The sequence below is a fragment of the Nocardia sp. NPDC004573 genome (assembly GCF_053602135.1).
The window spans coordinates 49,997-70,186 of the sequence record NZ_JBSGDA010000025.1 but is presented as its reverse complement, the minus strand read 5'-3'; the positions used below and the strand labels follow the sequence as shown (position 1 = coordinate 70,186).

17 protein-coding genes are annotated in these 20,190 nt (G+C 69.7%); 9 read left to right on the top strand and 8 right to left on the bottom strand.

The window, feature by feature from the left end; genetic code table 11:
- Positions 1-899: 899 nt before the first annotated feature.
- The 7 genes from tkt to ACWEKR_RS29220 all read left to right on the top strand — a co-directional run bounded on the left by tkt (position 900) and on the right by ACWEKR_RS29220 (position 10,360).
- On the top strand, positions 900-3,041 hold the full coding sequence (gene tkt / locus ACWEKR_RS29250) for a transketolase (protein ID WP_452357179.1): 2,142 nt from the start codon (positions 900-902) through the stop codon (positions 3,039-3,041).
- Positions 3,042-3,047: 6 nt separating this feature from the next.
- A complete protein-coding gene (tal, locus tag ACWEKR_RS29245; protein ID WP_452357178.1) occupies positions 3,048-4,184 on the top strand; it encodes a transaldolase in 1,137 nt (378 codons plus the stop codon).
- A 3-nt stretch (positions 4,185-4,187) separates the two neighbouring features.
- On the top strand, positions 4,188-5,762 hold the full coding sequence (gene zwf / locus ACWEKR_RS29240; RefSeq protein WP_452357177.1) for a glucose-6-phosphate dehydrogenase: 1,575 nt from the start codon (positions 4,188-4,190) through the stop codon (positions 5,760-5,762).
- Positions 5,759-6,667 carry a glucose-6-phosphate dehydrogenase assembly protein OpcA gene (gene opcA / locus ACWEKR_RS29235; protein WP_452357176.1) on the top strand — a complete coding sequence of 303 codons (909 nt, stop codon included), beginning with the start codon at positions 5,759-5,761 and terminating at the stop codon, positions 6,665-6,667. The genes zwf and opcA overlap by 4 nt, the downstream gene beginning before the upstream one ends.
- A complete protein-coding gene (gene pgl, locus ACWEKR_RS29230) occupies positions 6,660-7,415 on the top strand; it encodes a 6-phosphogluconolactonase (RefSeq protein WP_452357175.1) in 756 nt (251 codons plus the stop codon). Before opcA ends, pgl begins: the two co-directional genes overlap by 8 nt.
- Positions 7,416-7,522: 107 nt before the next feature.
- Complete coding sequence (locus tag ACWEKR_RS29225; protein ID WP_452357174.1) at positions 7,523-9,832, top strand: thiamine pyrophosphate-dependent enzyme; 2,310 nt, start codon at positions 7,523-7,525, stop codon at positions 9,830-9,832.
- Between the two features lie 48 nt (positions 9,833-9,880).
- The gene (locus ACWEKR_RS29220) at positions 9,881-10,360 is read left to right on the top strand and encodes an SRPBCC family protein (RefSeq protein WP_281879120.1); all 480 of its coding nucleotides are present in this window, start codon (positions 9,881-9,883) and stop codon (positions 10,358-10,360) included.
- A 9-nt stretch (positions 10,361-10,369) separates the two neighbouring features.
- On the opposite strand, the gene ACWEKR_RS29215 is transcribed toward ACWEKR_RS29220, so the two are convergent.
- Positions 10,370-10,972: a DUF7691 family protein gene (locus ACWEKR_RS29215; protein ID WP_159837660.1), complete on the bottom strand. Its 603-nt coding sequence runs from the start codon at positions 10,970-10,972 to the stop codon at positions 10,370-10,372.
- A gap of 61 nt (positions 10,973-11,033) precedes the next feature.
- Positions 11,034-11,981 (bottom strand): alpha/beta fold hydrolase, encoded by a 948-nt coding sequence (locus ACWEKR_RS29210; protein WP_452357218.1) that lies wholly within the window; start codon positions 11,979-11,981, stop codon positions 11,034-11,036.
- Positions 11,982-12,077: 96 nt separating this feature from the next.
- Here ACWEKR_RS29210 and ACWEKR_RS29205 point away from each other — a divergent pair, with 96 nt between their 5' ends.
- Positions 12,078-12,926, top strand: coding sequence for an SDR family NAD(P)-dependent oxidoreductase (locus tag ACWEKR_RS29205; protein WP_452357173.1), 849 nt, complete (start codon positions 12,078-12,080; stop codon positions 12,924-12,926).
- A 304-nt stretch (positions 12,927-13,230) separates the two neighbouring features.
- Here ACWEKR_RS29205 and ACWEKR_RS29200 read toward each other — a convergent pair whose 3' ends face one another.
- The 4 genes from ACWEKR_RS29200 to ACWEKR_RS29185 all read right to left on the bottom strand — a co-directional run bounded on the left by ACWEKR_RS29200 (position 13,231) and on the right by ACWEKR_RS29185 (position 16,802).
- Positions 13,231-13,881 carry a hypothetical protein gene (locus tag ACWEKR_RS29200; protein WP_452357172.1) on the bottom strand — a complete coding sequence of 217 codons (651 nt, stop codon included), beginning with the start codon at positions 13,879-13,881 and terminating at the stop codon, positions 13,231-13,233.
- 72 nt (positions 13,882-13,953) lie between these two features.
- Positions 13,954-14,187 (bottom strand): preprotein translocase subunit SecG, encoded by a 234-nt coding sequence (gene secG / locus ACWEKR_RS29195; protein ID WP_039798855.1) that lies wholly within the window; start codon positions 14,185-14,187, stop codon positions 13,954-13,956.
- A gap of 61 nt (positions 14,188-14,248) precedes the next feature.
- Positions 14,249-15,847, bottom strand: coding sequence for an MFS transporter (locus ACWEKR_RS29190; RefSeq protein ID WP_195083521.1), 1,599 nt, complete (start codon positions 15,845-15,847; stop codon positions 14,249-14,251).
- A gap of 10 nt (positions 15,848-15,857) precedes the next feature.
- Complete coding sequence (locus ACWEKR_RS29185; protein ID WP_452357171.1) at positions 15,858-16,802, bottom strand: EamA family transporter; 945 nt, start codon at positions 16,800-16,802, stop codon at positions 15,858-15,860.
- Between the two features lie 286 nt (positions 16,803-17,088).
- On the opposite strand from ACWEKR_RS29185, the gene ACWEKR_RS29180 reads away from it, so the two are divergent.
- Positions 17,089-17,871: an META domain-containing protein gene (locus tag ACWEKR_RS29180; RefSeq protein WP_452357170.1), complete on the top strand. Its 783-nt coding sequence runs from the start codon at positions 17,089-17,091 to the stop codon at positions 17,869-17,871.
- A 315-nt stretch (positions 17,872-18,186) separates the two neighbouring features.
- Here ACWEKR_RS29180 and tpiA read toward each other — a convergent pair whose 3' ends face one another.
- Together tpiA and ACWEKR_RS29170 are read right to left on the bottom strand one after the other, a co-directional pair.
- Positions 18,187-18,972: a triose-phosphate isomerase gene (gene tpiA / locus ACWEKR_RS29175; protein ID WP_452357169.1), complete on the bottom strand. Its 786-nt coding sequence runs from the start codon at positions 18,970-18,972 to the stop codon at positions 18,187-18,189.
- 2 nt (positions 18,973-18,974) lie between these two features.
- On the bottom strand, positions 18,975-20,189 hold the full coding sequence (locus tag ACWEKR_RS29170) for a phosphoglycerate kinase (protein ID WP_452357168.1): 1,215 nt from the start codon (positions 20,187-20,189) through the stop codon (positions 18,975-18,977).
- Between the last annotated feature and the right edge of the window lies 1 nt (position 20,190).

Here is a 20,190-nt window from a genome sequence, read left to right as displayed (position 1 = left end):
TGCGCACCATCGCCACCCGGCTGTTGCCCAATCCGCACTGTCTCTCCTCGCACGCTGTGCATCGCATCCGGCATGGACCAGCAGTGCGCTCGCCCCGGTGCCACGGATGCGCCCGCGCCGGACTTCGGTCCGCCCCGGCGCCTCTTCCGACCGGTGCGGCGCGACTACTACTACAAAGGATGGTAGACCCCCGCCGCCCCCGCCCTTCCTGTCGCCCCCGCGCTACAGCGCCGGAATGTGACGCGCCCGACGGCTCGTTCCGCGTCGCCGCGACAGCTTCGCCAGGGACGTTCGGCTCGCCCGAACCGCCACCGGTGCGGGGCGCTCGGCCCGATCCGCTCCCCGTCCTCGACCCGCATCAGAACTCACGAGGGCACCTGAGGAGGCGAATCGCGAGGGGCCGCTGCGTCCGCTGCCACTCACGCGCGCCGACCGGCTGGAAATTTCGTCGGACCGGATGCGGCCGGGCGAATCCGCCGCGCCCTGGGGTGACGTTTTCCAGCAACTTCGCTACCGCACTGGCGGACGCCACAAAGCAGTCGCTTGCTCAGCACCGCCTCTCCCCACCGAAAGCGCTTTCTACGAGGGCGTTCGCGGCGCGGCCCGCGTCCGGCGCTGCTACGGCGTGTGCACCGGAGAGACCGATCCCACCCACGCGAGCGCCCATCGTGCAAGGCCGCCAACACCCCGCCGACGCCGTCGCCGCTCGCGAAATCCCACCTGCGAACACGCAGCGCAACGGGCCTCGCGAAACCAAGACAGGGTTAATGGTGTGCCGGTCACCGGGCGCATCTAGGGTAGGTGGGTATACCCGGTGAGCACGCCGTAGCTGCCGCGCGATCATCGCCGTCAGTAACCCACCCGCCGTCGACGAAACCAATGTCAGGAGAACCTCGGTCGTGTCGATCACAGACGACATCCGCGCCCTCACTCAGCCGAACCACCCGGACGACTGGACGGATCTGGACACCAAGGCTGTCGACACCATCCGGGTCCTGGCCGCCGAGGCGGTGCAGAACGCCGGGAACGGCCATCCCGGCACCGCGATGAGCCTGGCGCCGCTGGCGTACACGCTCTACCAGCGCGTCATGCGCATCGACCCGAGCGATCCCAGCTGGGTCGGCCGCGACCGGTTCGTACTGTCCTGCGGGCACTCCAGCCTCACCCAGTACATCCAGCTCTACCTGGCGGGCTACGGCCTGGAGCTGGACGACCTGAAGAACCTGCGCAAGTGGGGCTCGCTCACCCCGGGCCACCCGGAATTCCGGCACACCGACGGCGTGGAGATCACCACCGGTCCGCTCGGCCAGGGACTCGCCTCGGCGGTCGGCATGGCGATGGCCGCGCGGCGCGAGCGCGGTCTGTTCGATCCGGGCGCCGCGCCCGGCACCAGTCCGTTCGACCACTTCATCTACGTGATCGCCTCCGACGGTGACCTGGAGGAAGGCGTCACCTCCGAGGCGTCGTCGCTGGCGGGCACCCAGCAACTGGGCAACCTCGTGCTGGTCTACGACGACAACAAGATCTCCATCGAGGATGACACCACCATCGCCTTCACCGAGGACGTCGCGAAGCGGTACGAGGCCTACGGCTGGCACGTGCAGGTGGTCGAGGGCGGCGAGGACGTCGTCGCCATCGAGGCCGCGCTGGAAGCCGCCAAGGCCGAGACGGGCAAGCCCTCGATCATCGTGCTGCGCACCATCATCGGCTACCCGGCGCCCAGCAAGATGAACACCGGCACCGCCCACGGCGCGGCGCTGGGCGCCGACGAGGTGGCCGCCACGAAGAAGATCCTCGGCTTCGATCCGGACAAGAGCTTCGACGTGGACCCGGCCGTCATCGAGCACACCCGCAAGGTCGTCGAGCGCGGACGCGAGGCGCACGCGCAGTGGCAGAAGTCCTTCGACGCGTGGGCCGCGGCCAACCCCGAGAACAAAGCGCTGTTCGACCGCCTGATCGAACGGCGGCTGCCGGACAACTGGGTCGCGAATCTGCCTGTGCACGAACCGGATCCGAAGGGCATGGCCACCCGCAAGGCGTCCGGCAAGGTGCTCGCCGCACTGGCGCCGGTGCTGCCGGAGCTGTGGGGCGGTTCGGCCGACCTCGCCGAGTCCAACAACACCACCATGCCCGACCAGCCCAGCTTCGGGCCGGAGTCGATCTCCACCGGCATGTGGAAGGCCGACCCATACGGCCGGACGCTGCATTTCGGCGTCCGGGAGCACGCGATGGCCGCGATCCTCAACGGCATCGCGCTGCACGGCCCGACCCGGCCCTACGGCGGCACCTTCCTGGTGTTCAGTGACTACATGCGTCCCGCCGTGCGCCTGGCCGCGCTGATGCGAGTGCCCGCGATCTACGTCTGGACCCACGACTCCATCGGCCTCGGTGAGGACGGCCCGACGCACCAGCCGATCGAGCACCTCGCCGCGCTGCGCGCGATCCCCGGCCTGAACGTGGTCCGTCCGGGCGACGCCAACGAGACCACCTACGCCTGGCGCACCATCCTGGAGCGCGACAGCAGCGAGCACCGGTCGCACTTCTCGGTGTCGGAACTGCCGCACCAGGACGGCCCGTCCGGGCTGGCGCTGACCCGCCAGGATCTGCCGATCCTGGAAGGCACCAGCTACGAGGGTGTGTCCAAGGGCGGCTACGTGCTGGCCGAGGCGTCCACCGGCACACCGCAGGTGATCCTGATCGCCACCGGATCGGAGCTGCAGCTCGCCGTCGCCGCCCGCACTACGCTGGAGGAGCAGGGCATCGCCACCCGAGTGGTGTCGATGCCGTGCGTGGAGTGGTTCGACGCGCAGGACAAGGCTTACCGGGACGAGGTGCTTCCGCCCGCGATCGCCGCTCGTGTCGTCGTCGAAGCCGGTATCGCGATGCCGTGGCACCGGTTCGCCGGTGACGCGGGTGAGATCGTGTCGATCGAGCACTTCGGCGCCTCCGCCGACTACAAGACCCTGTTCCGCGAATTCGGCTTCACTCCGGAAGCCGTCGTTGCCGCCGCGCAGCGCACGCTCGAGAACGTGAAGGGATAAGCGCTCATGGCTCAGAACGAAAATCTCGCCGCCCTCTCGGCGGCGGGAGTGTCCGTATGGCTCGACGATCTGTCCAGGGACCGGATCCGCACCGGCAACCTGCTCGAGCTGATCGAGACCCGGTCCGTCGTCGGGGTCACCACCAACCCGACGATCTTCCAGGTTGCGCTCAGCCAGGGCCACGCCTACGACGGCCAGCTGAAAGAGCTTGCCGCACAAGGCGCGGACGCCGACGCCGCGATCCGCACGATCACCACCGACGACGTCCGCGCGGCCTGCGATGTGTTCGCTCCGGTCTTCGAGGCGACCGGCGGCGTGGACGGCCGGGTCTCCATCGAGGTCGACCCGCGCCTGGCGTTCGACGCCGACCGCACCGTCGCGCAGGCGGTGGAACTGTGGAAGATCGTCGACCGGCCCAACCTGTTCATCAAGATCCCCGCCACCGAGGAGGGCCTGCCCGCCATCACCGCGGTGATCGCGGAGGGCATCAGCGTGAACGTCACGCTGATCTTCTCGGTCCAGCGCTACCGCGCGGTGATGGGCGCGTATCTGGAGGGTGTGAAGAAGGCCAAGGTCGGCGGCCACGACCCGGCCAAGATTCATTCCGTCGCCTCGTTCTTCGTCTCCCGCGTGGACACCGAGATCGACAAGCGGCTGGAGGCGCTGGGCACCGAGGAGGCGCTCGCGCTGCGCGGCAAGGCCGGCATCGCCAACGCCCGCCTGGCCTACGCGGAGTATCAGGACGTGTTCGACGGCGGCAAGCACACCTCGACGTTCCTGAACCTGGCCGCGTCGGGCGCGAATCGGCAGCGCCCGCTGTGGGCCTCCACCGGGGTGAAGAACCCGGAGTACCCCGACACGATGTATGTCACCGAACTGGTCGCGCCGAACACGGTGAACACACTGCCGGAGAAGACGCTCGAGGCGGTCGCCGATCACGGCGTGATCCGCGGCGACACCGTCAGCGGCCGGGCGGCCGCGGCCAGGGAAGTCTTCGATCAGCTCGCCGCGGTCGGCATCGACCTCGACGACGTGTTCGCGGTGCTCGAGCGCGAGGGCGTGGACAAATTCGAGAAATCTTGGGAGGAGCTGCTTTCCGCCACCGCCGACGAGCTGAAGTCGGCGTCGACCGGGAACGCCTGATCGATGGCCGCGGCAGCGCCCACGAACCGGCCGGACACGGCCGAATGGCAGAACCCGCTGCGTGACAAACGGGACAAACGGCTCCCGCGTATCGCCGGACCGTGCAGCATGGTCATCTTCGGCGTCACGGGTGACCTGTCCCGCAAGAAGCTGATGCCGGCCATCTACGACTTGGCGAACCGGGGGCTGCTGCCCCCGGCATTCGGCTTGGTCGGCTTCGCGCGCCGCGACTACGCCGACGAGGACTTCGCCCAAGTAGTGCTCGAGGCGGTGAAGGCGCACGCGCGTACCCCCTTCCGCCAAGAGGTCTGGGACCAGCTCTCCGAAGGCATCCGGTTCGTCCAGGGCAGCTTCGACGACAACGCGGCCTTCGACCGGCTCGCCGACACGCTGACCACGCTCGACAAGGAGCGCGGCACCGGCGGCAACCACGCTTTCTACCTGTCGATCCCGCCGAACATGTTCCCGGTCGTGCTCGACCAGCTCTGCGCGCACGGCCTGGCGCAGACGACCGGGCCGGACGCGGCGCGCAAACCGTGGCGACGGGTGGTGATCGAGAAGCCGTTCGGGCACGACCTGCACAGCGCGCAGGAACTCAACGCGCTGGTCAACGGGGTGTTCCCCGAGGAGCAGGTCTTCCGCATCGATCATTACCTCGGCAAGGAGACGGTGCAGAACATCCTGGCACTGCGCTTCGCCAACCAGCTCTACGAGCCGATCTGGAACGCCAACTTCGTCGACCACGTGCAGATCACGATGGCCGAGGACATCGGCCTCGGCGGCCGCGCAGGCTACTACGACGGCATCGGGGCCGCGCGGGACGTGATCCAGAATCACCTGCTGCAATTGCTGGCGCTCACCGCCATGGAGGAGCCGATCAGCTTCGAGCCCAAGCAGTTGCAGACCGAGAAGATCAAGGTGCTCTCCGCGACCAAACTCGTCGAACCGCTGGACGAGACCACCGCTCGCGGCCAGTACACCGAGGGCTGGCAGGGCAGCGAACACGTGGTCGGCCTGTTGGAGGAGGAAGGTTTCGACCCGAATTCGACGACCGAGACCTATGCCGCGATCAGGCTGGAGATCGACACCCGCCGCTGGGCGGGTGTCCCGTTCTTCCTGCGCACCGGAAAGCGTCTCGGCCGCAGGGTCACCGAGATCGCGGTCATCTTCAAGCGAGCGCCGCATCTGCCGTTCGACCAGACCATGACCGAGGAACTCGGGCAGAACGCGCTGGTCGTCCGGGTGCAGCCGGACGAGGGCGTCACCACCCGGTTCGGTTCCAAGGTGCCGGGCTCCAGCATGGAGGTGCGCGACGTCAACATGGACTTCAACTACGGCGAGGCGTTCACCGAGTCCTCTCCCGAGGCCTATGAACGCCTGATCCTCGACGTGCTGCTCGGGGTTCCGTCGCTGTTCCCGGTGAACGCGGAAGTCGAATTGTCCTGGCGCATCCTGGATCCGGTGCTCGAGCACTGGGCCGCCGAAGGCAGGCCGGAGCCGTACGAGGCGGGTACCTGGGGTCCGGCCTCGGCCGACGAGATGATCGCCCGCACCGGGCGGGAATGGCGGCGCCCGTGATCGTCGACATGCCCGAGACCAAGACCGGCGAGGTCACCAAGCGCATCGTGCAGTTGCGCGAGAGCAACGGTGTGATCACCGTGGGCCGCGTGCTCACGCTCGTGGTGTGCACGCTCGACAGCTCCGAAGCCGAGCACGCGATAGAGGCGGCGAACGAGGCAAGCCGCGAGCACCCCTGTCGCGTGGTGGTGCTCGCGCGCGGCGACCGGGAGGCCGCCACCCGGCTGGACGCGCAGATCCGGGTGGGCGGCGACGCGGGCGCGGCCGAGGTCATCGTGCTGCGCCTGCAAGGTCAGCTGGTGAACCACGAGAGCAGTGTCGTCATCCCGTTCCTGCTGCCGGACACGCCGGTGGTCGCCTGGTGGCCACGCGGGGCGCCGGAGTTCCCGTCCAAGGATTCGGTGGGCCGCCTGGCGGGCCGCCGCATCACCGACGCCACGTTCGCGCCCGATCCGCAGGCGGCGATCAAGAAGCGGCTGCAGTCCTACGCCAGCGGCGACACCGATCTGGCCTGGAGCCGGATCACGTACTGGCGCGCTCTGCTGGCGGCGGCCATGGACGAGCCGCCGTTCGAGTCGGTGGATTCGGTGACGGTGTCCGGGCTGCGCGACGAACCCGCTCTGGACATCCTGGCCGGTTGGCTGGCCGCCCGGCTGGACTGCCCGGTCCGCAGGCGCACCGGGCCGCTGCGGGTAGAACTGCACCGCCCGACCGTCTCCATCGCGATCGAACGCCCGCAGACCGGACGCACCGCGACGTTGACCCGCACCGGGGAACCGGTGCAGCGAATCGCTCTGGCGCGCAGAGCGACTCGCGATTGCCTCGCCGAAGACCTACGCAGGCTGGACGCCGACGAGACCTACGCGGAGGCGCTCGCCGGACTCGAGAAGGTGATCTATGAGTGAGCACACCGATTCGCCGTTCCCCAGCGACACCGTCGAGGTGCACCTCGACCAGGAGTCGCTGGTGGCCGCCGCGGCGGCCCGCTTCGTCTCGGTCGTGGTGGCGGCCCAGGCGGATCGGGGTTCCGCGTCGGTGGTGGTGACCGGCGGCGGCACCGGCATCGCCTTGCTGGAGCAGGTGCGCAAGTCGCCGGGCGACATCGACTGGTCCCGGGTCGACGTGTTCTGGGGCGACGAGCGTTTCGTACCCGCGAACGATCCGGAGCGCAACGACCTGCAAGCCAGGCAGGCCCTGTTCGACCACGTGCCGGTGGACCCGGCGCGGGTCCATCCGGTGGCCGCCTCCGACGGCGAGTATCCGGACCCGGTGGAGGCGGCCGCCGAGTACTCCGCGACGGTGCACGCCCACCTCGCCGAACACGGCGCGTTCGATCTGCATCTGCTCGGCATGGGCAGCGAGGGGCACGTGAATTCGCTGTTCCCGCACACCGACGCCGTGCGCGAAGAGCACGAACTCGTGGTCGCCGTCACGAATTCACCGAAACCGCCGCCGGTGCGGGTGACGCTCACCCTCCCCGCGATCCGCCGCAGCAGACACGTGGTGCTGGTGGTCGGCGGCGCGGCCAAGGCCGAGGCGGTGGCCGCGGCCATCGGCGGCGCGGACCCGGTGGAGGTGCCCGCGGCCGGTGCGACGGGTATCGACTCCACCACGTGGCTGCTCGATCAAGAGGCCGCGTCGGCTCTGGGCTGACGAGAATCCAGACGATCGCGTAAATTTGCCCGCTGCCAGGCTGGATTGCCGGAAGAACAACGCCGGAAATTCCAGCCGGGCGGTGGAATTTACGAGATGATCGGTCGGTGACCGAGCAGGCAGTGGATTTGGACGAGCGGTTCCGCACCGCCGTCGCCGCACTCGTCCCGCGACCGGGCCGATCGGCGGACGAGCCGATCGCGCCCGGCAGTGCCATCACGGGCGCTGCGTGCCTGGAACTGTTCGAAGCCCAGGCGACGAGCAGGCATCTCGATCTAGCGGCACGCCGTCTCGGCGGCACCCGACGCGGTTACTACAGCATCGGATCGTCCGGTCACGAAGGCAACGCCGCCGTGGCGGCCGCCCTGCGGGTCACCGACCCCGCGCTCCTGCACTACCGGTCGGGGGCATTCTTCGTGCACCGGGCCCGCCGCGTGCCCGGGCTGGACCCGATCCGGGACGTGCTGCTCGGCGTGGTCGCCGCGGCGGCGGACCCGATTTCCGGCGGGCGGCACAAGGTGTTCGGCAGCGCCGCGGCCCACATCATCCCGCAGACCTCGACCATCGCGTCGCACCTCCCGCGCGCGGTCGGGTTGGCGTTCGCGATCGATCGGGCGGCGCGGCTCGGTGTCGCTGGTCCGTGGCCCGTCGATTCGGTGGTGGTGTGCAGTTTCGGCGACGCGTCGGCGAACCATTCCACCGCGGCCGGGGCGATCAATGCCGCGATCCACACCGCGCGCCAGGGAGTCGCGATGCCCGTCCTGTTCGTCTGTGAGGACAACGGCATCGGGATCAGCGTCCCCACTCCTCCGGGTTGGATCGAGCAGGCGTACGGCAGTCGTCCGGGCCTGGCGTACTTCCACGCGGACGGCTGCGCCGCACTGGACGCGCTGACCAGCGCCGAGGCGGCCGCGCGGTGGGTACGCGACCACCGCGCGCCCGCGTTCCTGCATCTGCGGACCGTGCGGCTGCTCGGCCACGCGGGATCCGACGTCGAAACCGCCTACCGCCGCCCCGCCGACCTCGCCGCCGGCCTCGCCCGCGACCCGGTGCCTGCGACCGCGCGGTTGCTCATCGAGTCCGGCGTGGCCACACCCGCCGACGTGCTCGACCGCTACGCCGAGCTGGGTCGCCGTGTCGCCGCGGCCGCCGAACTGGTCTCGGCCGAACCGAAACTCGCCTCCGCGGCGGCCGTCATGGCCCCGATCGCCCCGTCCCGTCCGGCGCTCGTGCGCGCCGACGTGCTGCGCACCGGGCCGCTCCCCCGCGCTCACGCGGACCCCGGCGACGCGATCGCGAGCCCGGATGCGCCGCCCCGGCGCAACGGCGCGGCACGGACGGATCCGATGACCGTGGCGCAGGCGATCAACGACACCCTCGCGAGCCTGCTGGAGCGAGATCGCGACGTGCTGGTCTTCGGGGAGGACGTCGGCCGCAAAGGCGGCGTGTACGGCGTGACGAAGGGGTTGCAGAAGACGTTCGGCGCGCGCCGGGTGTTCGACACTCTGCTGGACGAGCAGAGCGTGCTCGGCACCGCGCTGGGCTCGGCGCTGGCCGGGCTCGTGCCCATCCCGGAAATCCAGTACCTCGCCTACCTGCACAACGCCGCCGACCAGATCCGCGGCGAAGCGGCCACGTTGTCGTTCTTCTCCGGCGGCCGCTACCGCAATCCGATGGTGGTGCGCATCGCCGGATACGCCTACCAGAAAGGGTTCGGCGGCCATTTCCACAACGACAACTCGGTGGCCGCGCTGCGCGACATCCCCGGCGTCGTGCTGGCCTCCCCGTCCCGCGCCGACGATGCCGCGGCGATGCTGCGCACTTGCGTGTCCGCGGCCCGGGTGGACGGCAGGGTGTGCCTGTATCTCGAGCCCATCGCGCTGTATCACACCCGCGACCTGCACGACTTGGGCGACGACGGGTGGCTGGCGCGCCCGTCGGCGGCCGGACACGTCGATATCGGCCGCGCCCGGGTCTACGGCGAGGGGGCCGACCTGACCATCGCCGCTTTCGCCAACGGCGTGCCGATGAGCCTGCGCGTGGCGCGGCGGCTGGCCCGGCACGGCATCCACGCGCGAGTGCTCGACCTGCGCTGGCTCGCGCCGCTTCCGGTGGAGGACCTTTTGCGGCACGCGCAGGCGACCGGACGGGTGCTCGTCGCGGACGAGACCCGCCGCAGCGGTGGCGTATCGGAGGCGGTGTGCGCCGCTCTGATCGACGCCGGTTTCACCGGCCGTCTCGCGCGTGTGACCAGCGAAGACAGTTTCGTACCGCTCGGTCCGGCCGCCGCGACGGTGCTCTTGGACGAGGACCGCGTCGAAGCTGCGGCCCTCCGGATGCTGGTCGACGAGACCGGCACGCAGCCGCGGCGCGCCGAGGCCCGGCATTCCCCGGAATTCGATTCGGCCGGGGAATAGTGGAAATACAGTGAGGGTGACGGTGACCAGCAGTGGAAAGGACTCGCGATGACCACGATGTCCATGCTCGGCGAGGTACGACCGGAGCACGAGCACACGGCCGACGGCGACCTGGTGCTTCTGCACTACCTGCGGTCGTTCCACAAGCCCGTGCTGGACGTCTGGTCGGCGGCCACCGAGCGCGGCCAGCTCGCCCGCTGGCTCGGCGCCGTCTCCGGCGGTAACGGCAACCTCACCATCGACTTGTTCGACGGTCCCGTCTCCGGCCCGGTCGCGGTGCGGGTCGACCATTGCCAGGCGCCGCACGAACTGGTCGTGCACATCGACGGCTGCCTGCTCGAAGTCCGGATGAGCCAGGTCGGCGTGGTCACCACCGTGGAACTGACCCGCCGCCACGTGCCGCCCGCCGACGCCGGCGCGATCGGCCCGCGCTGGCAATACCTGCTCGACCGCCTCACCGCCTACCTCGACTACCAGCCGCTGCCGCGGTGGTCGGACTACCCGAAGCTGGCCGGGGAATACCAGTAGCTCGGCGACTCAGTAGAAGAACCCGGCGACGCCCCATCCGGGACGCGCCTGCGCCTCCCGGATCCACGCGACGCAGGACTCGATGGCCGCGAGCACCTCGTGGTCGACCTCCTCCCGTTGCGGCGGTGTGGTGGACTCCCACTGCACCAGCGCTTCCGCGCACTGCTCCGGCGTCCATTCGCCGTAGCCGGGCAATTCGTCGGGCTGCGGCAGCGAGGACGGCAGCGAGTGGTACATGAACGCGCGGACGCTGACCGCTTTGATGCCGAGCGTGGCCAGGCCGTCGTCGATGTGGTCGAGCCAGCGGCCACGGAACGCCGAGAAGTAGCGGTTGTCCACGAACCGCCCGTAGAACTGGCAGATCGTCTGGTAGGCGTAGCCGTACTGGAAACCGTAGGCCGGGTCGAACGGGCCGCCGTCGATGACGGCGCGCACCGCCTCGTAACGGGTGGGCGCGCCGGCCGCGATCTCGTCGGCGAACCAGTCGTCGTCGTGGGTCAGCTGGGCCTTGAACCGGCCGCCGATCATCCGCCGGAGCTTGTCGTCCCGGGACCCGATGGCGCCGGAGATCCTGTCCAGTTCGACGACGTAGATGCTCAGGCTATAACTCATTCACCGAACATTAGCGGTGCCCACCGACAACGAACCCCGCTGAGCCCGAGGGCGTTTCGCCTCAGGCCGGAAGCTCGGCCCGGTGCGCCGCGAGGTGGGCGAGATGCTCGGTGAGCAACGCGTTCACCTGCTCGGTCCGCTCCAACTGCACGAGGTGGCCCGCGTCGGCGATCTCGGTGACCGCGCGCAGGTCGGTGACGTGCGCGCGCAGGGTGGCCAGCGGGTCACGACCGCTGAATCCTTCCATGTCGGGATCGCGGTCGCCGTACAGGAAGTAGGCGGGCACGGTGACTTTCGCGTCCGCGTAGTCGGCGGTGAGTTCCCAGTTGCGGTCCAGGTTGCGGTACCAGTTCAGCCCGCCGGTGAATCCGGTGCGTTCGAAATCCCCTGCCAGCACGTCCAACTCGTCCGCGCCGAGCCAGCTCCACGGCAGCGCAGGCGCTTGCGGCAGCACGTCGAGGTAGCCGGTGCCCTCGGCCGGGAAGCGCCAGGTGTCCAGATAGTGGTAGTCGGCGCTGAGCGCGTAATACACGCGGGCCAGGAACCCCCTCGGATCCGCGGCGAGTTCCTCGTCCGCCACGCCCGGGGTCTGGAAATAGTGCAGGTGCAGGAAGTGCCGAGCCGCGGCCTTCGCCCACAACTGCGACGGAGCGCGCGGCGGGCGCGGCGCGAACGGGTTGTTCAAGACGATGACGCCGCGCACCCGCTCCGGTGCGCGCAACGCCAGTTCCCACACCAGTGCCGCACCGAAGTCCAAGCCGACGAACACCGCCTGCTCGGCGCCGATGTCGTCGAGCATGGCGAGCAGATCCCCGCAGACCGCGCGATTCGTGTACGCCTCCGGGTCGGCCGGGATCTCGGTCCGGCCGTACCCACGCAAGTCCGGCGCCAGAGCGCGGTATCCGGCCGCGGCGATGGCGGGAAGCTGGCGATGCCAGATGTACCAGGTGTGCGGGAAACCGTGGCAGAAGACCACCGGCTGCCCCGCTCCCTGCTCGGCGACGTGCATGCGGACACCGCCGGACGTCACGAACCGATGGGTCAGTTCCACTCGGACCTCCAAAACCTAGAACACGTTATCGTTTCACGGTAATGTTCCGGTTTCGTGAGCGGAATACCCGAGAGGCTCGAAGGCAAGGTCGCGGTGGTCACCGGCGCCAGCCGCGGCATCGGCAAGGGGATCGCGCTGGAACTCGGTGCGGCGGGTGCCACGGTGTTCGTCACCGGGCGCTCGACGGCGCAGGGACGACTACCCGGCACCGTACACGCCACGGCCGCGGAAATCGATGCCGCGGGCGGGGTCGGCATCCCGTTCGTGTGCGATCACCGCGACGACGACGCCGTGGAGCGGTTGTTCGAGCTGATCCGCACCGAGCACGGCAGACTGGACGTGCTGGTGAACAACGTCTACAACTCCCCCGCCGCGGCGCGCTGGCTGGGCAAGCCGTTCTGGGAGGTGCCGCCCGCGGCGTGGGACGAGTCGTTCGACGTCGGCGTCCGATCCCATTACGTGGCGAGCTATTTCGCCGCACCGCTGCTGATCGAATCGGGCGGTCTGATCGTCAACATCTCCTCGCCCGGAGCACGCAGATACATGCACAACGCCGTGTACGGCGTCGCGAAATCCGCTCTGGACCGGCTCACCGCCGACCTGGCGCACAACCTCGCCGGCACCGAGGTGACCGTGGTCTCGCTCTGGCCCGGCATCGTGAATACCGAATTGCTGCAACTGGTTCCGGCCGACGCCGACGGCAAGCGGATGGTCACGCTGCCCGGCGAGGGCACCTTCGACCTCGGCGACGCGCAGACGCCCCGTTTCACCGGCCGCGCCGTCGTCGCGCTCGCCACCGACGGGGGACGGCGCTCACGCACCGGATTGCCCTGGGCGGTTGCCGATCTCGCGGAGTACTACGGGTTCACCGACATCGACGGCCGCGTTCCGCGCGTCGACTGACTCGAGCGCAGCGCGCCGAGGGAAACGCTGCACCGAGCGCGGCGGGCCCGGCGCGCGCCACGCCGGATACACGGGTGAGGACGGTGCGTCGGGATGTTGCGAACTATGCCGGTCATCCGCTCGGCGCGCTGCTGCTCACCTGGCGTAGGGGCCTCGGCGACCGCAGGATCTTCCTGGAATCGGCCGGACCGCTCATCGGCGGCGAAGCGCTTATGGCGGCGCCGGGGCCGATCGCGCTTTGCCTGCCGCGTCCGCCGGTTCCGAACACGCCGGTCTCGCCAGCGCGACGATGTCCGCGTGTCGGCTACCGCCATTCCCCGATGGGGCGGTCTGGCATTGTCGGTTCCCCGGCACTGTCGAGGCAGAACCAATACCAATCACCATTCAGATGATGGAATGCCTCTGACGCGCGAGAGTCCTCGGTGAGCTGGGCGAACCCTGCGCCCCCGCTCGAGCAGTCGCCCGTCATGGGGCTGGTTCTGAAGTAGGTACCCCAGGCGTAGTGGTCGGTACTGTCGATGCGGTAGAGCCCGAGCATGTGACCTTCGAAGCTCCGCGGATCGACACCGTCGCGTACCTCCCGTGCGGCGTCATCGAAGCTGGGCGCGGAGAACTGCCAGCGCACCGCGATTGGTAGGTCCGCGCTCCACGCCGCCACCGTGAATGCCACCACCAGCGCAGGCGCGAGCAGGGGGCTGAGTTCCGGTACCCGAAGTCGCCGGGTTACGGCTACCCGGGTCAGGTAGCCGAGGACCACACAGAACAACCCGAACGACGCGCTGATGACGAAAACCCACAACAGCAACGACTCGGCGCCGGCCGGGGCACTTGCCCGGCCGAGCGCCCCCAGGCAAGACGTAACCGTGCAGACGAGCAACAGCTGCCAGGCCAGCTGCGACCGCAGCCGTCGCTTCTCCTGTCGACCAGCACTGAAGAACCTGCACTCACGCTGCATACACACGGATCGTAGGAACGAGCCACACCGCCGCGACCGGGCTCGGTGCGCGGCACGCGGTGACCGCCGGGATCAGGCGAACTTGATCTCCAGGCCGATGCCGAGAATGGCGATCAGCCAGATGACGCCCGTGAAGATGGTGACGCGGTCGAGATTCTTCTCCACGACGGTGGACCCGGACAGGCTGGACTGCACGCCGCCGCCGAACAGGCTGGACAGACCTCCACCCTTGGCGCGGTGCAACAGCACCAGCAGCACCAGCAGCACGCTGGTGATGATCAGGAGGATATCCAGGAACATCCGCATGCCGGACAGTGTATGCGGTCGGTGCGAGCGCACCGAATCAGGCACTCGGCCGGCACCGGAATCAGCGCCGGTCCACCGCGACCAGGTGGGTGACCTGGTCGCCCTCGGCGGCGCCGAACTTCGCGACGGCCTCTTCCCGTAGCTGATCCTGCGCGGTGAGCCGGACCTGATGCTGGTGCATGTGCTCGGCCCACGACCGTACGACGAACGCCTCGACGAAGCGGTCGACCGCCCCGACGTCGCGATACAGACGCCATTCCATCGCGCCGGTGCGCTGCCGGGACCGGCCGACGAAGGCCATCGCGGCGAGGAACTCCTCGACGTCCTCCGGCGGCACGTCGTAGCTGCGCAGGATGAGCACCGGACCGTCGTCGGGATCGGGCACGACCGCCAGTTCGGGTTCCGGCCAGAACGCCGAGGGTGTCAGGTCGAGCACCTCGGGGTCGTTCCGGATGGGCAACCACACCGTGCTCACCGCGCAGAACGCCAGCAGCACCGCCGCCCACAGCAGCGCGGGCACCGAGCCGATCGCGTCGGCGACCAGACCCCAGACCAGCGAACCGATCGCCTGCCCGCCCATGAACACCAGCAGGTACACCGACAGTCCACGCGCCCGCACCCAGGCGGGCAGCAGCAGCTGCATAGTCGAGTTCATGGTGGACATCGCCAGCAGCCACGCCAGCCCCGCGAACACCAGCAGCACCAGCACCACCGGCAGCACGCGCAGTAGCGCGGTGCCGGCCGTCGCCGCCCCGAACAGGATCGCGGCGATGGTGAGCCGCTGCGTCGGGGTCAGCCACGCTCGCAGCCGGGACAGCGCCGCCGCGCCGAGCACCGCGCCGACGCCGAGGGCGCCGAGCATCAACCCGTAGCCCGACGACGACAGCCCGAGCCGGTCGCGCGCGATCACCGGCAGCAGCGCCCACACCGCGCTCGCGGGCGCGATGAACAGGATCGAGCGCAGCAGCACCCGGCGGATCGCGGGCGCCGCGCGGATGAACCGCGTGCCGGCCTGCAACGCCGCCAGAGGCCGCTCGGTGGGCAGGCGCCGGTCGGTCGCCGGCCGGCGCCAGACCGTGAGTACCGCGACGATTCCGACGAACGACACCGCGTTCAGCGCGAACACCAGCGTCGGCCCGGACAGCGAGACCAGCGCACCCGCCAGCGCGGGTCCCACCGCCCTGCCGATGTTGATATTCATGCTGCCCAGCGCGGACGCCGCCGGGATCTGCTCGCGCGAGACCAGTTCGGGCTGGATCGCCTGCCAGGCCGGCGCGGTCAACGCCTGGCCGCAACCGAGCAGGAACAACAAGGTGAGCAGCACCGCGGGCGTGGTGTGGCCCGTCGCCGTCGACACGGCCAGCAGCAGGGCCAGCACCGCCATCGTGGACTGCGCGCCGAGCAACAGCCTGCGCCGGTCCACCAGGTCGGCGATCACCCCGGACGGGATGGCCAGCAGCATCACCGGAAGCGTGATGGCGGTCTGCACGAACGACACCAGCGCCGCCGCGTTGGGCTGGTCGACCATGATCCATTGCGCGCCGACGGTCTGCATCCAGGTGCCGAGATTCGACACCAGCTGCGCCACCCACAGCGCGCGGTACACCGGTGCCCGCAGCGGCGCCCAAGTGGAAATCGGGGTCGTCGCGGCAGTTGTCACGCGCCGAAGCTTAGTCGCGGCGACGACGACGCCCCGACGCCGCGTCCGGACCCCGGTCCGCCGTACCCGCAGCCGTCGCGGCCAGCAGCAACGCCACGATCAGCAACGCGGCTCCGGCCAGCGCCGGCGCGGTGAGGCGTTCGCCCAGGACCACCGCCGCCAGCACCGCGCCCGTGAGCGGTTCGAGCAGAGCCAGCACCGCGGCGATGCCAGGGCCCGCCTCCGACAGCCCGCGGAAGTACAGGGTGTAGGCGACCGCCGTGGGCGCGAGCCCCAGCACCAGCACGAGCGCGAGACCGGCGGGCGTCGGGTCGAACGTCAGCCCACCCAGTGCCGCGAGCGGAACGAGCAGCACCGCGCCGCCGGTGAACCCGAGCCCCGTGGTGGTCATCGCGTCCAGGCCGGGCACCGGCGCCGCGTTGAGCACGGTGAGCGTCGCGAACGCCACCGCGGCCACCGCCGCCGGCGCCGCGCCCGCCGGCAACGCACCCGCACCGGCACGACCGGTCGGCACGCCGAGCAGCAGCGCCAGTCCGCACAGGGCGATGCCGATCGTCACCACACGGCGGCGGTCCACCGCATGCCGGCCGGTGACATGCTCCAACCCCGCGACGACCACCGGCGACATGCCGATCGTGATCAGCGTCGCGAGGCCGACCGTCGACGCCGCGACAGCGCCGAAGTAGGCGGCCTGGAAGATCGCGGCGAGGACCGCGACCGCGCCGATCCGGCGCCACGCCGACGGATCCCGCGGCCACGGCCGCCGCGTGCCCGCGAGCAGGACCACCAGCAGCAGCCCGCCGACGGCGAGGCGGCAGGTGGCCACCGAGACGGGCGGCAAACCGGTCGCCCGATGGACCAGCGTGCCGAGCAGACCGCCGGTACCCCAGAGCAATCCGGCGCCGACGAGATGGACCACCCCGGAACGGGCGGCAGAGGACACAGATGAGGACATGAAAGATCGCGCTCCTGCGACGAAAGGGATCGGGGTCGCGGAAGCGAGGTGCGCGGCGATGCCGAAAGGGCGCGCCTAACACACGGTGGCGCGCTGGATACCTACACCTCGCTCAGGAGGCGGGCGGCGGGGTGATGGGGAAGCATCGGTGCACGGCACAGATCGTAATACGCCGCCGCGCGAGTCATCCCATGAGTCCGGGATCCGGCGCGGTACAGGGCCGTCGGCAGGCCGATGATGCCGATGCGCACTCCGCGCGGCGGGCCGTCGTCGGTAGCATCGCCGCATGGCGGCACTCTTCGCACGATCAGCACCGCTCGTCCTGGTCGCGCTCTGCGCGATCGCGGCGTGCTCGAGGGGAGAGCCGGATCGCGGCGGGGGCGAGCCGACCCCGGTGGGCCGCACCTTTCTCTCTACGGACGTCGAAGGCACCCCGATTCCCGGCGGCGGCCCGTTGACGATCAGCTTCACCGACGACCGGGTGGCGGCCGACGCGGGGTGCAACAAGTTCACCGGCGCGGTCTCCCTGGACGATCAGGTTCTGCACGTCTCCGGCTTGGCCACCACCTTGATGGCTTGCGAGGACGAACGGCGCGGCGCCGACGAGTGGCTCAGCGGCCTGCTGAATTCCAAACCCACCTGGCGGCTGGAGGGCGCACGGCTCACCCTGCGCGGTCCCGACCGCACGGTGACCTTGCTCGACAAGAAGGTCGCCCGGCCGGACAAACCGGTCAAGGGCACAGCCTGGCTGGTCACCGCGCTCATCACCGACAACAGCAGCATCCGCTCGCGCGCCCTGGACGAGGCGCAGCCGACGCTCACCATCGCCGAGAACGACAGCGTCTCCGGCAGCACCGGATGCAATCGCCTCAGCGGCACCGCCGAGGTGTCCGGCGCGCAGATCACCTTCCGAATCGCCACCACGAAGATGCTGTGCTCGCCGGAGGTGATGGAGGTAGAGCAGTCCGTCCTGAAGGCCTTGGACGGCAAGACCACCGCCACGGTGGACGCCGACACGCTGACCCTGCGCAACGACAACGGCGCGGGCCTGGTCCTGCACGCGCAGTGAGCGCGCTCGCTACTTCTTCCTGGTGAGCACGACGCGGTCGGCGATCCGCTCCGCTTCGCCGGGCGGCGCGAAATAGATCTCCATGACCACCCGGTCGGCCGACTCCAGCCGGATCAGCGTGCGCATCGGGATGGTCTTCCCGACGAACTGCGGGCCGGCTTGCGAACAGTCACGAAAATCCTTGCCGGGCTGAGGGATCGAGCTCCGACATCATCGCACGAGCGGCACGAGCCCGGGTCCGCGATCGCTCTCGGCGTAAACAACACAGCCCGGTATCGCACGCGGCGATACCGGGCTGTCGACTGTCGTGCCTGCTCAGGGCAAGGGGCCGCCCGCAGCGATCGCGGAAAGGGTGGCGAATTCGTCACCCTTGAGCGAAGCGCCGCCGACCAAGGCGCCGTCGATGTCGCTCTGCGCGACCAGTTCTCCGACGTTCTTGGCGTTCACCGAACCGCCGTAGAGCACGCGGACGACCGCCGCGACCTCCGGTCCGGCCAGCTTCTCCAACTCCCCACGGATCGCGCCGCAGACCTCTTGCGCGTCGGCGGGGGTGGCGACCTTGCCGGTGCCGATCGCCCACACCGGCTCATAGGCGATGACGATCTTCGAGATCTCCTCCGGCGTCAGGCCTTTCAGCGATCCCCGCAGTTGCTCGAGGTTGTACTCGACGTGCGTGCCCGCCTCGCGGATGTTCAAGCCCTCGCCGATGCACACGATCGGAGTCATCCCGTGCTTCAACGCCTGCTTGGCCTTGGCCAGCACGGTGGCGTCGTCCTCGTTGTGGTACTGGCGCCGCTCCGAGTGCCCGACCACGACGAAAGTGCAGCCCAGCTTGGCGAGCATGCTCGCGCTGATCTCACCCGTGTAGGGCCCCGACTCGTGCACCGAGACGTCCTGGCCGCCGTAGGTGAGCAGGAGCTTGTCCCCTTCGACCAGCGTCTGCACGCTGCGGATGTCGGTGAACGGCGGGATCACCGACACGTCCACCTTGTCGAAGTACTTCTCCGGCAGGGCGAACGCGATCTTCTGCACCAGAGCGATGGCCTCGAGGTGGTTGAGGTTCATCTTCCAGTTGCCCGCGATGAGCGGTTTGCGTGCCATGGTCAGTCCTCCAACACCGCGATGCCGGGCAGTTCCTTGCCCTCCAGGTACTCCAGCGACGCGCCGCCGCCGGTGGAGATGTGCGAGAAACCGTCCTCCGGCAGGCCGAGCGCCCGCACGGCCGCGGCCGAGTCGCCGCCACCGACCACGGTGAACGCGCCCTTGCCGGTAGCGGTCACGATCGCCTCGGCCACCCCGCGGGTGCCCGCCGCGAACTTCTCGAACTCGAACACGCCCATCGGCCCGTTCCAGAAGACGGTCCGCGCCTCGGTCAGCAAGGCCGCGAAGCGATCCACCGAGTCCGGGCCGATGTCCAGGCCGAGCCAGCCGTCCGGAATCTCGTGCGCGGGAACCACTTTCGACTCCGCATCGGCGGCGAACTTGTCGGCCACCACGATGTCACGCGGCAGGTGGATGACGTCGGCGTACTGCTCGAGCAGCTGCTTGCAGGTGTCGACCATCTCCTCCTGCAGCAACGAGGCGCCCACCGAAAGGCCCTGTGCGGCAAGGAAGGTGAAGCACATGCCGCCGCCGATCACCAGCGTGTCGACCTTCGGGGCGAGCGCTTCGATGACCGCCAGCTTGTCGGAGACCTTGGACCCGCCGAGCACGACCGCGTACGGGCGATCCGGGTTCTCGGTCAGCTTGGCCAGCACCTCGACCTCGGCCGCGACCAGCGTGCCCGCGTAGTGCGGCAGCTGCTCGGCGACGTCGTACACCGACGCCTGCTTGCGATGCACCACGCCGAATCCGTCGGAGACGAAGGCGCCGTCGTCGCCGACCAGTTCGACCAGCGCCGCGGCCAGCTTGGCCCGGTCGGCGTCGTCCTTGCTGGTCTCGCGCGGGTCGAACCGGATGTTCTCCAGCAGCAGCACGTCGCCGTCGGTGAGGCCCTCCGACCGCGCGAGCGCGTCCTGGCCCACCACGTCACCGGCGAGCTGGACGTTGCGGCCCAGCTCCTCGGCGAGCCTGGCGGCCACCGGCGCCAGTGACAGCTTCGGGTCCGGCCCGCCCTTCGGCCTGCCGAGGTGCGCGGTCACGACGACCTTGGCGCCCGCCTCGGCGAGCGCCTTGATGGTGGGCGCCGACGCGACGATGCGGCCGGGGTCGGTGATCTGTCCGTTGTCGTCGAGCGGGACGTTCAGGTCCGAGCGCACCAGTACGCCCCGGCCCTCCACACCCTCGCCGAGCAGATCCGCGAGTGTCTTGACAGCCATG

Excerpts from the sequence above, each read along its gene's own strand:
- zwf (WP_452357177.1), top strand. The coding sequence starts at position 4,188 with ATGGCCGCGGCAGCGCCCACGAACCGGCCGGACACGGCCGAATGGCAG.
- ACWEKR_RS29170 (WP_452357168.1), bottom strand. The coding sequence starts at position 20,189 with ATGGCTGTCAAGACACTCGCGGATCTGCTCGGCGAGGGTGTGGAGGGC.
- ACWEKR_RS29180 (WP_452357170.1), top strand. The coding sequence starts at position 17,089 with ATGGCGGCACTCTTCGCACGATCAGCACCGCTCGTCCTGGTCGCGCTC.
- tpiA (WP_452357169.1), bottom strand. The coding sequence starts at position 18,972 with ATGGCACGCAAACCGCTCATCGCGGGCAACTGGAAGATGAACCTCAAC.
- pgl (WP_452357175.1), top strand. The coding sequence starts at position 6,660 with ATGAGTGAGCACACCGATTCGCCGTTCCCCAGCGACACCGTCGAGGTG.
- ACWEKR_RS29215 (WP_159837660.1), bottom strand. The coding sequence starts at position 10,972 with ATGAGTTATAGCCTGAGCATCTACGTCGTCGAACTGGACAGGATCTCC.
- ACWEKR_RS29210 (WP_452357218.1), bottom strand. The coding sequence starts at position 11,981 with ATGCACGTCGCCGAGCAGGGAGCGGGGCAGCCGGTGGTCTTCTGCCAC.
- ACWEKR_RS29200 (WP_452357172.1), bottom strand. The coding sequence starts at position 13,881 with ATGCAGCGTGAGTGCAGGTTCTTCAGTGCTGGTCGACAGGAGAAGCGA.
- ACWEKR_RS29220 (WP_281879120.1), top strand. The coding sequence starts at position 9,881 with ATGACCACGATGTCCATGCTCGGCGAGGTACGACCGGAGCACGAGCAC.
- secG (WP_039798855.1), bottom strand. The coding sequence starts at position 14,187 with ATGCGGATGTTCCTGGATATCCTCCTGATCATCACCAGCGTGCTGCTG.
- tal (WP_452357178.1), top strand. The coding sequence starts at position 3,048 with ATGGCTCAGAACGAAAATCTCGCCGCCCTCTCGGCGGCGGGAGTGTCC.
- ACWEKR_RS29185 (WP_452357171.1), bottom strand. The coding sequence starts at position 16,802 with ATGTCCTCATCTGTGTCCTCTGCCGCCCGTTCCGGGGTGGTCCATCTC.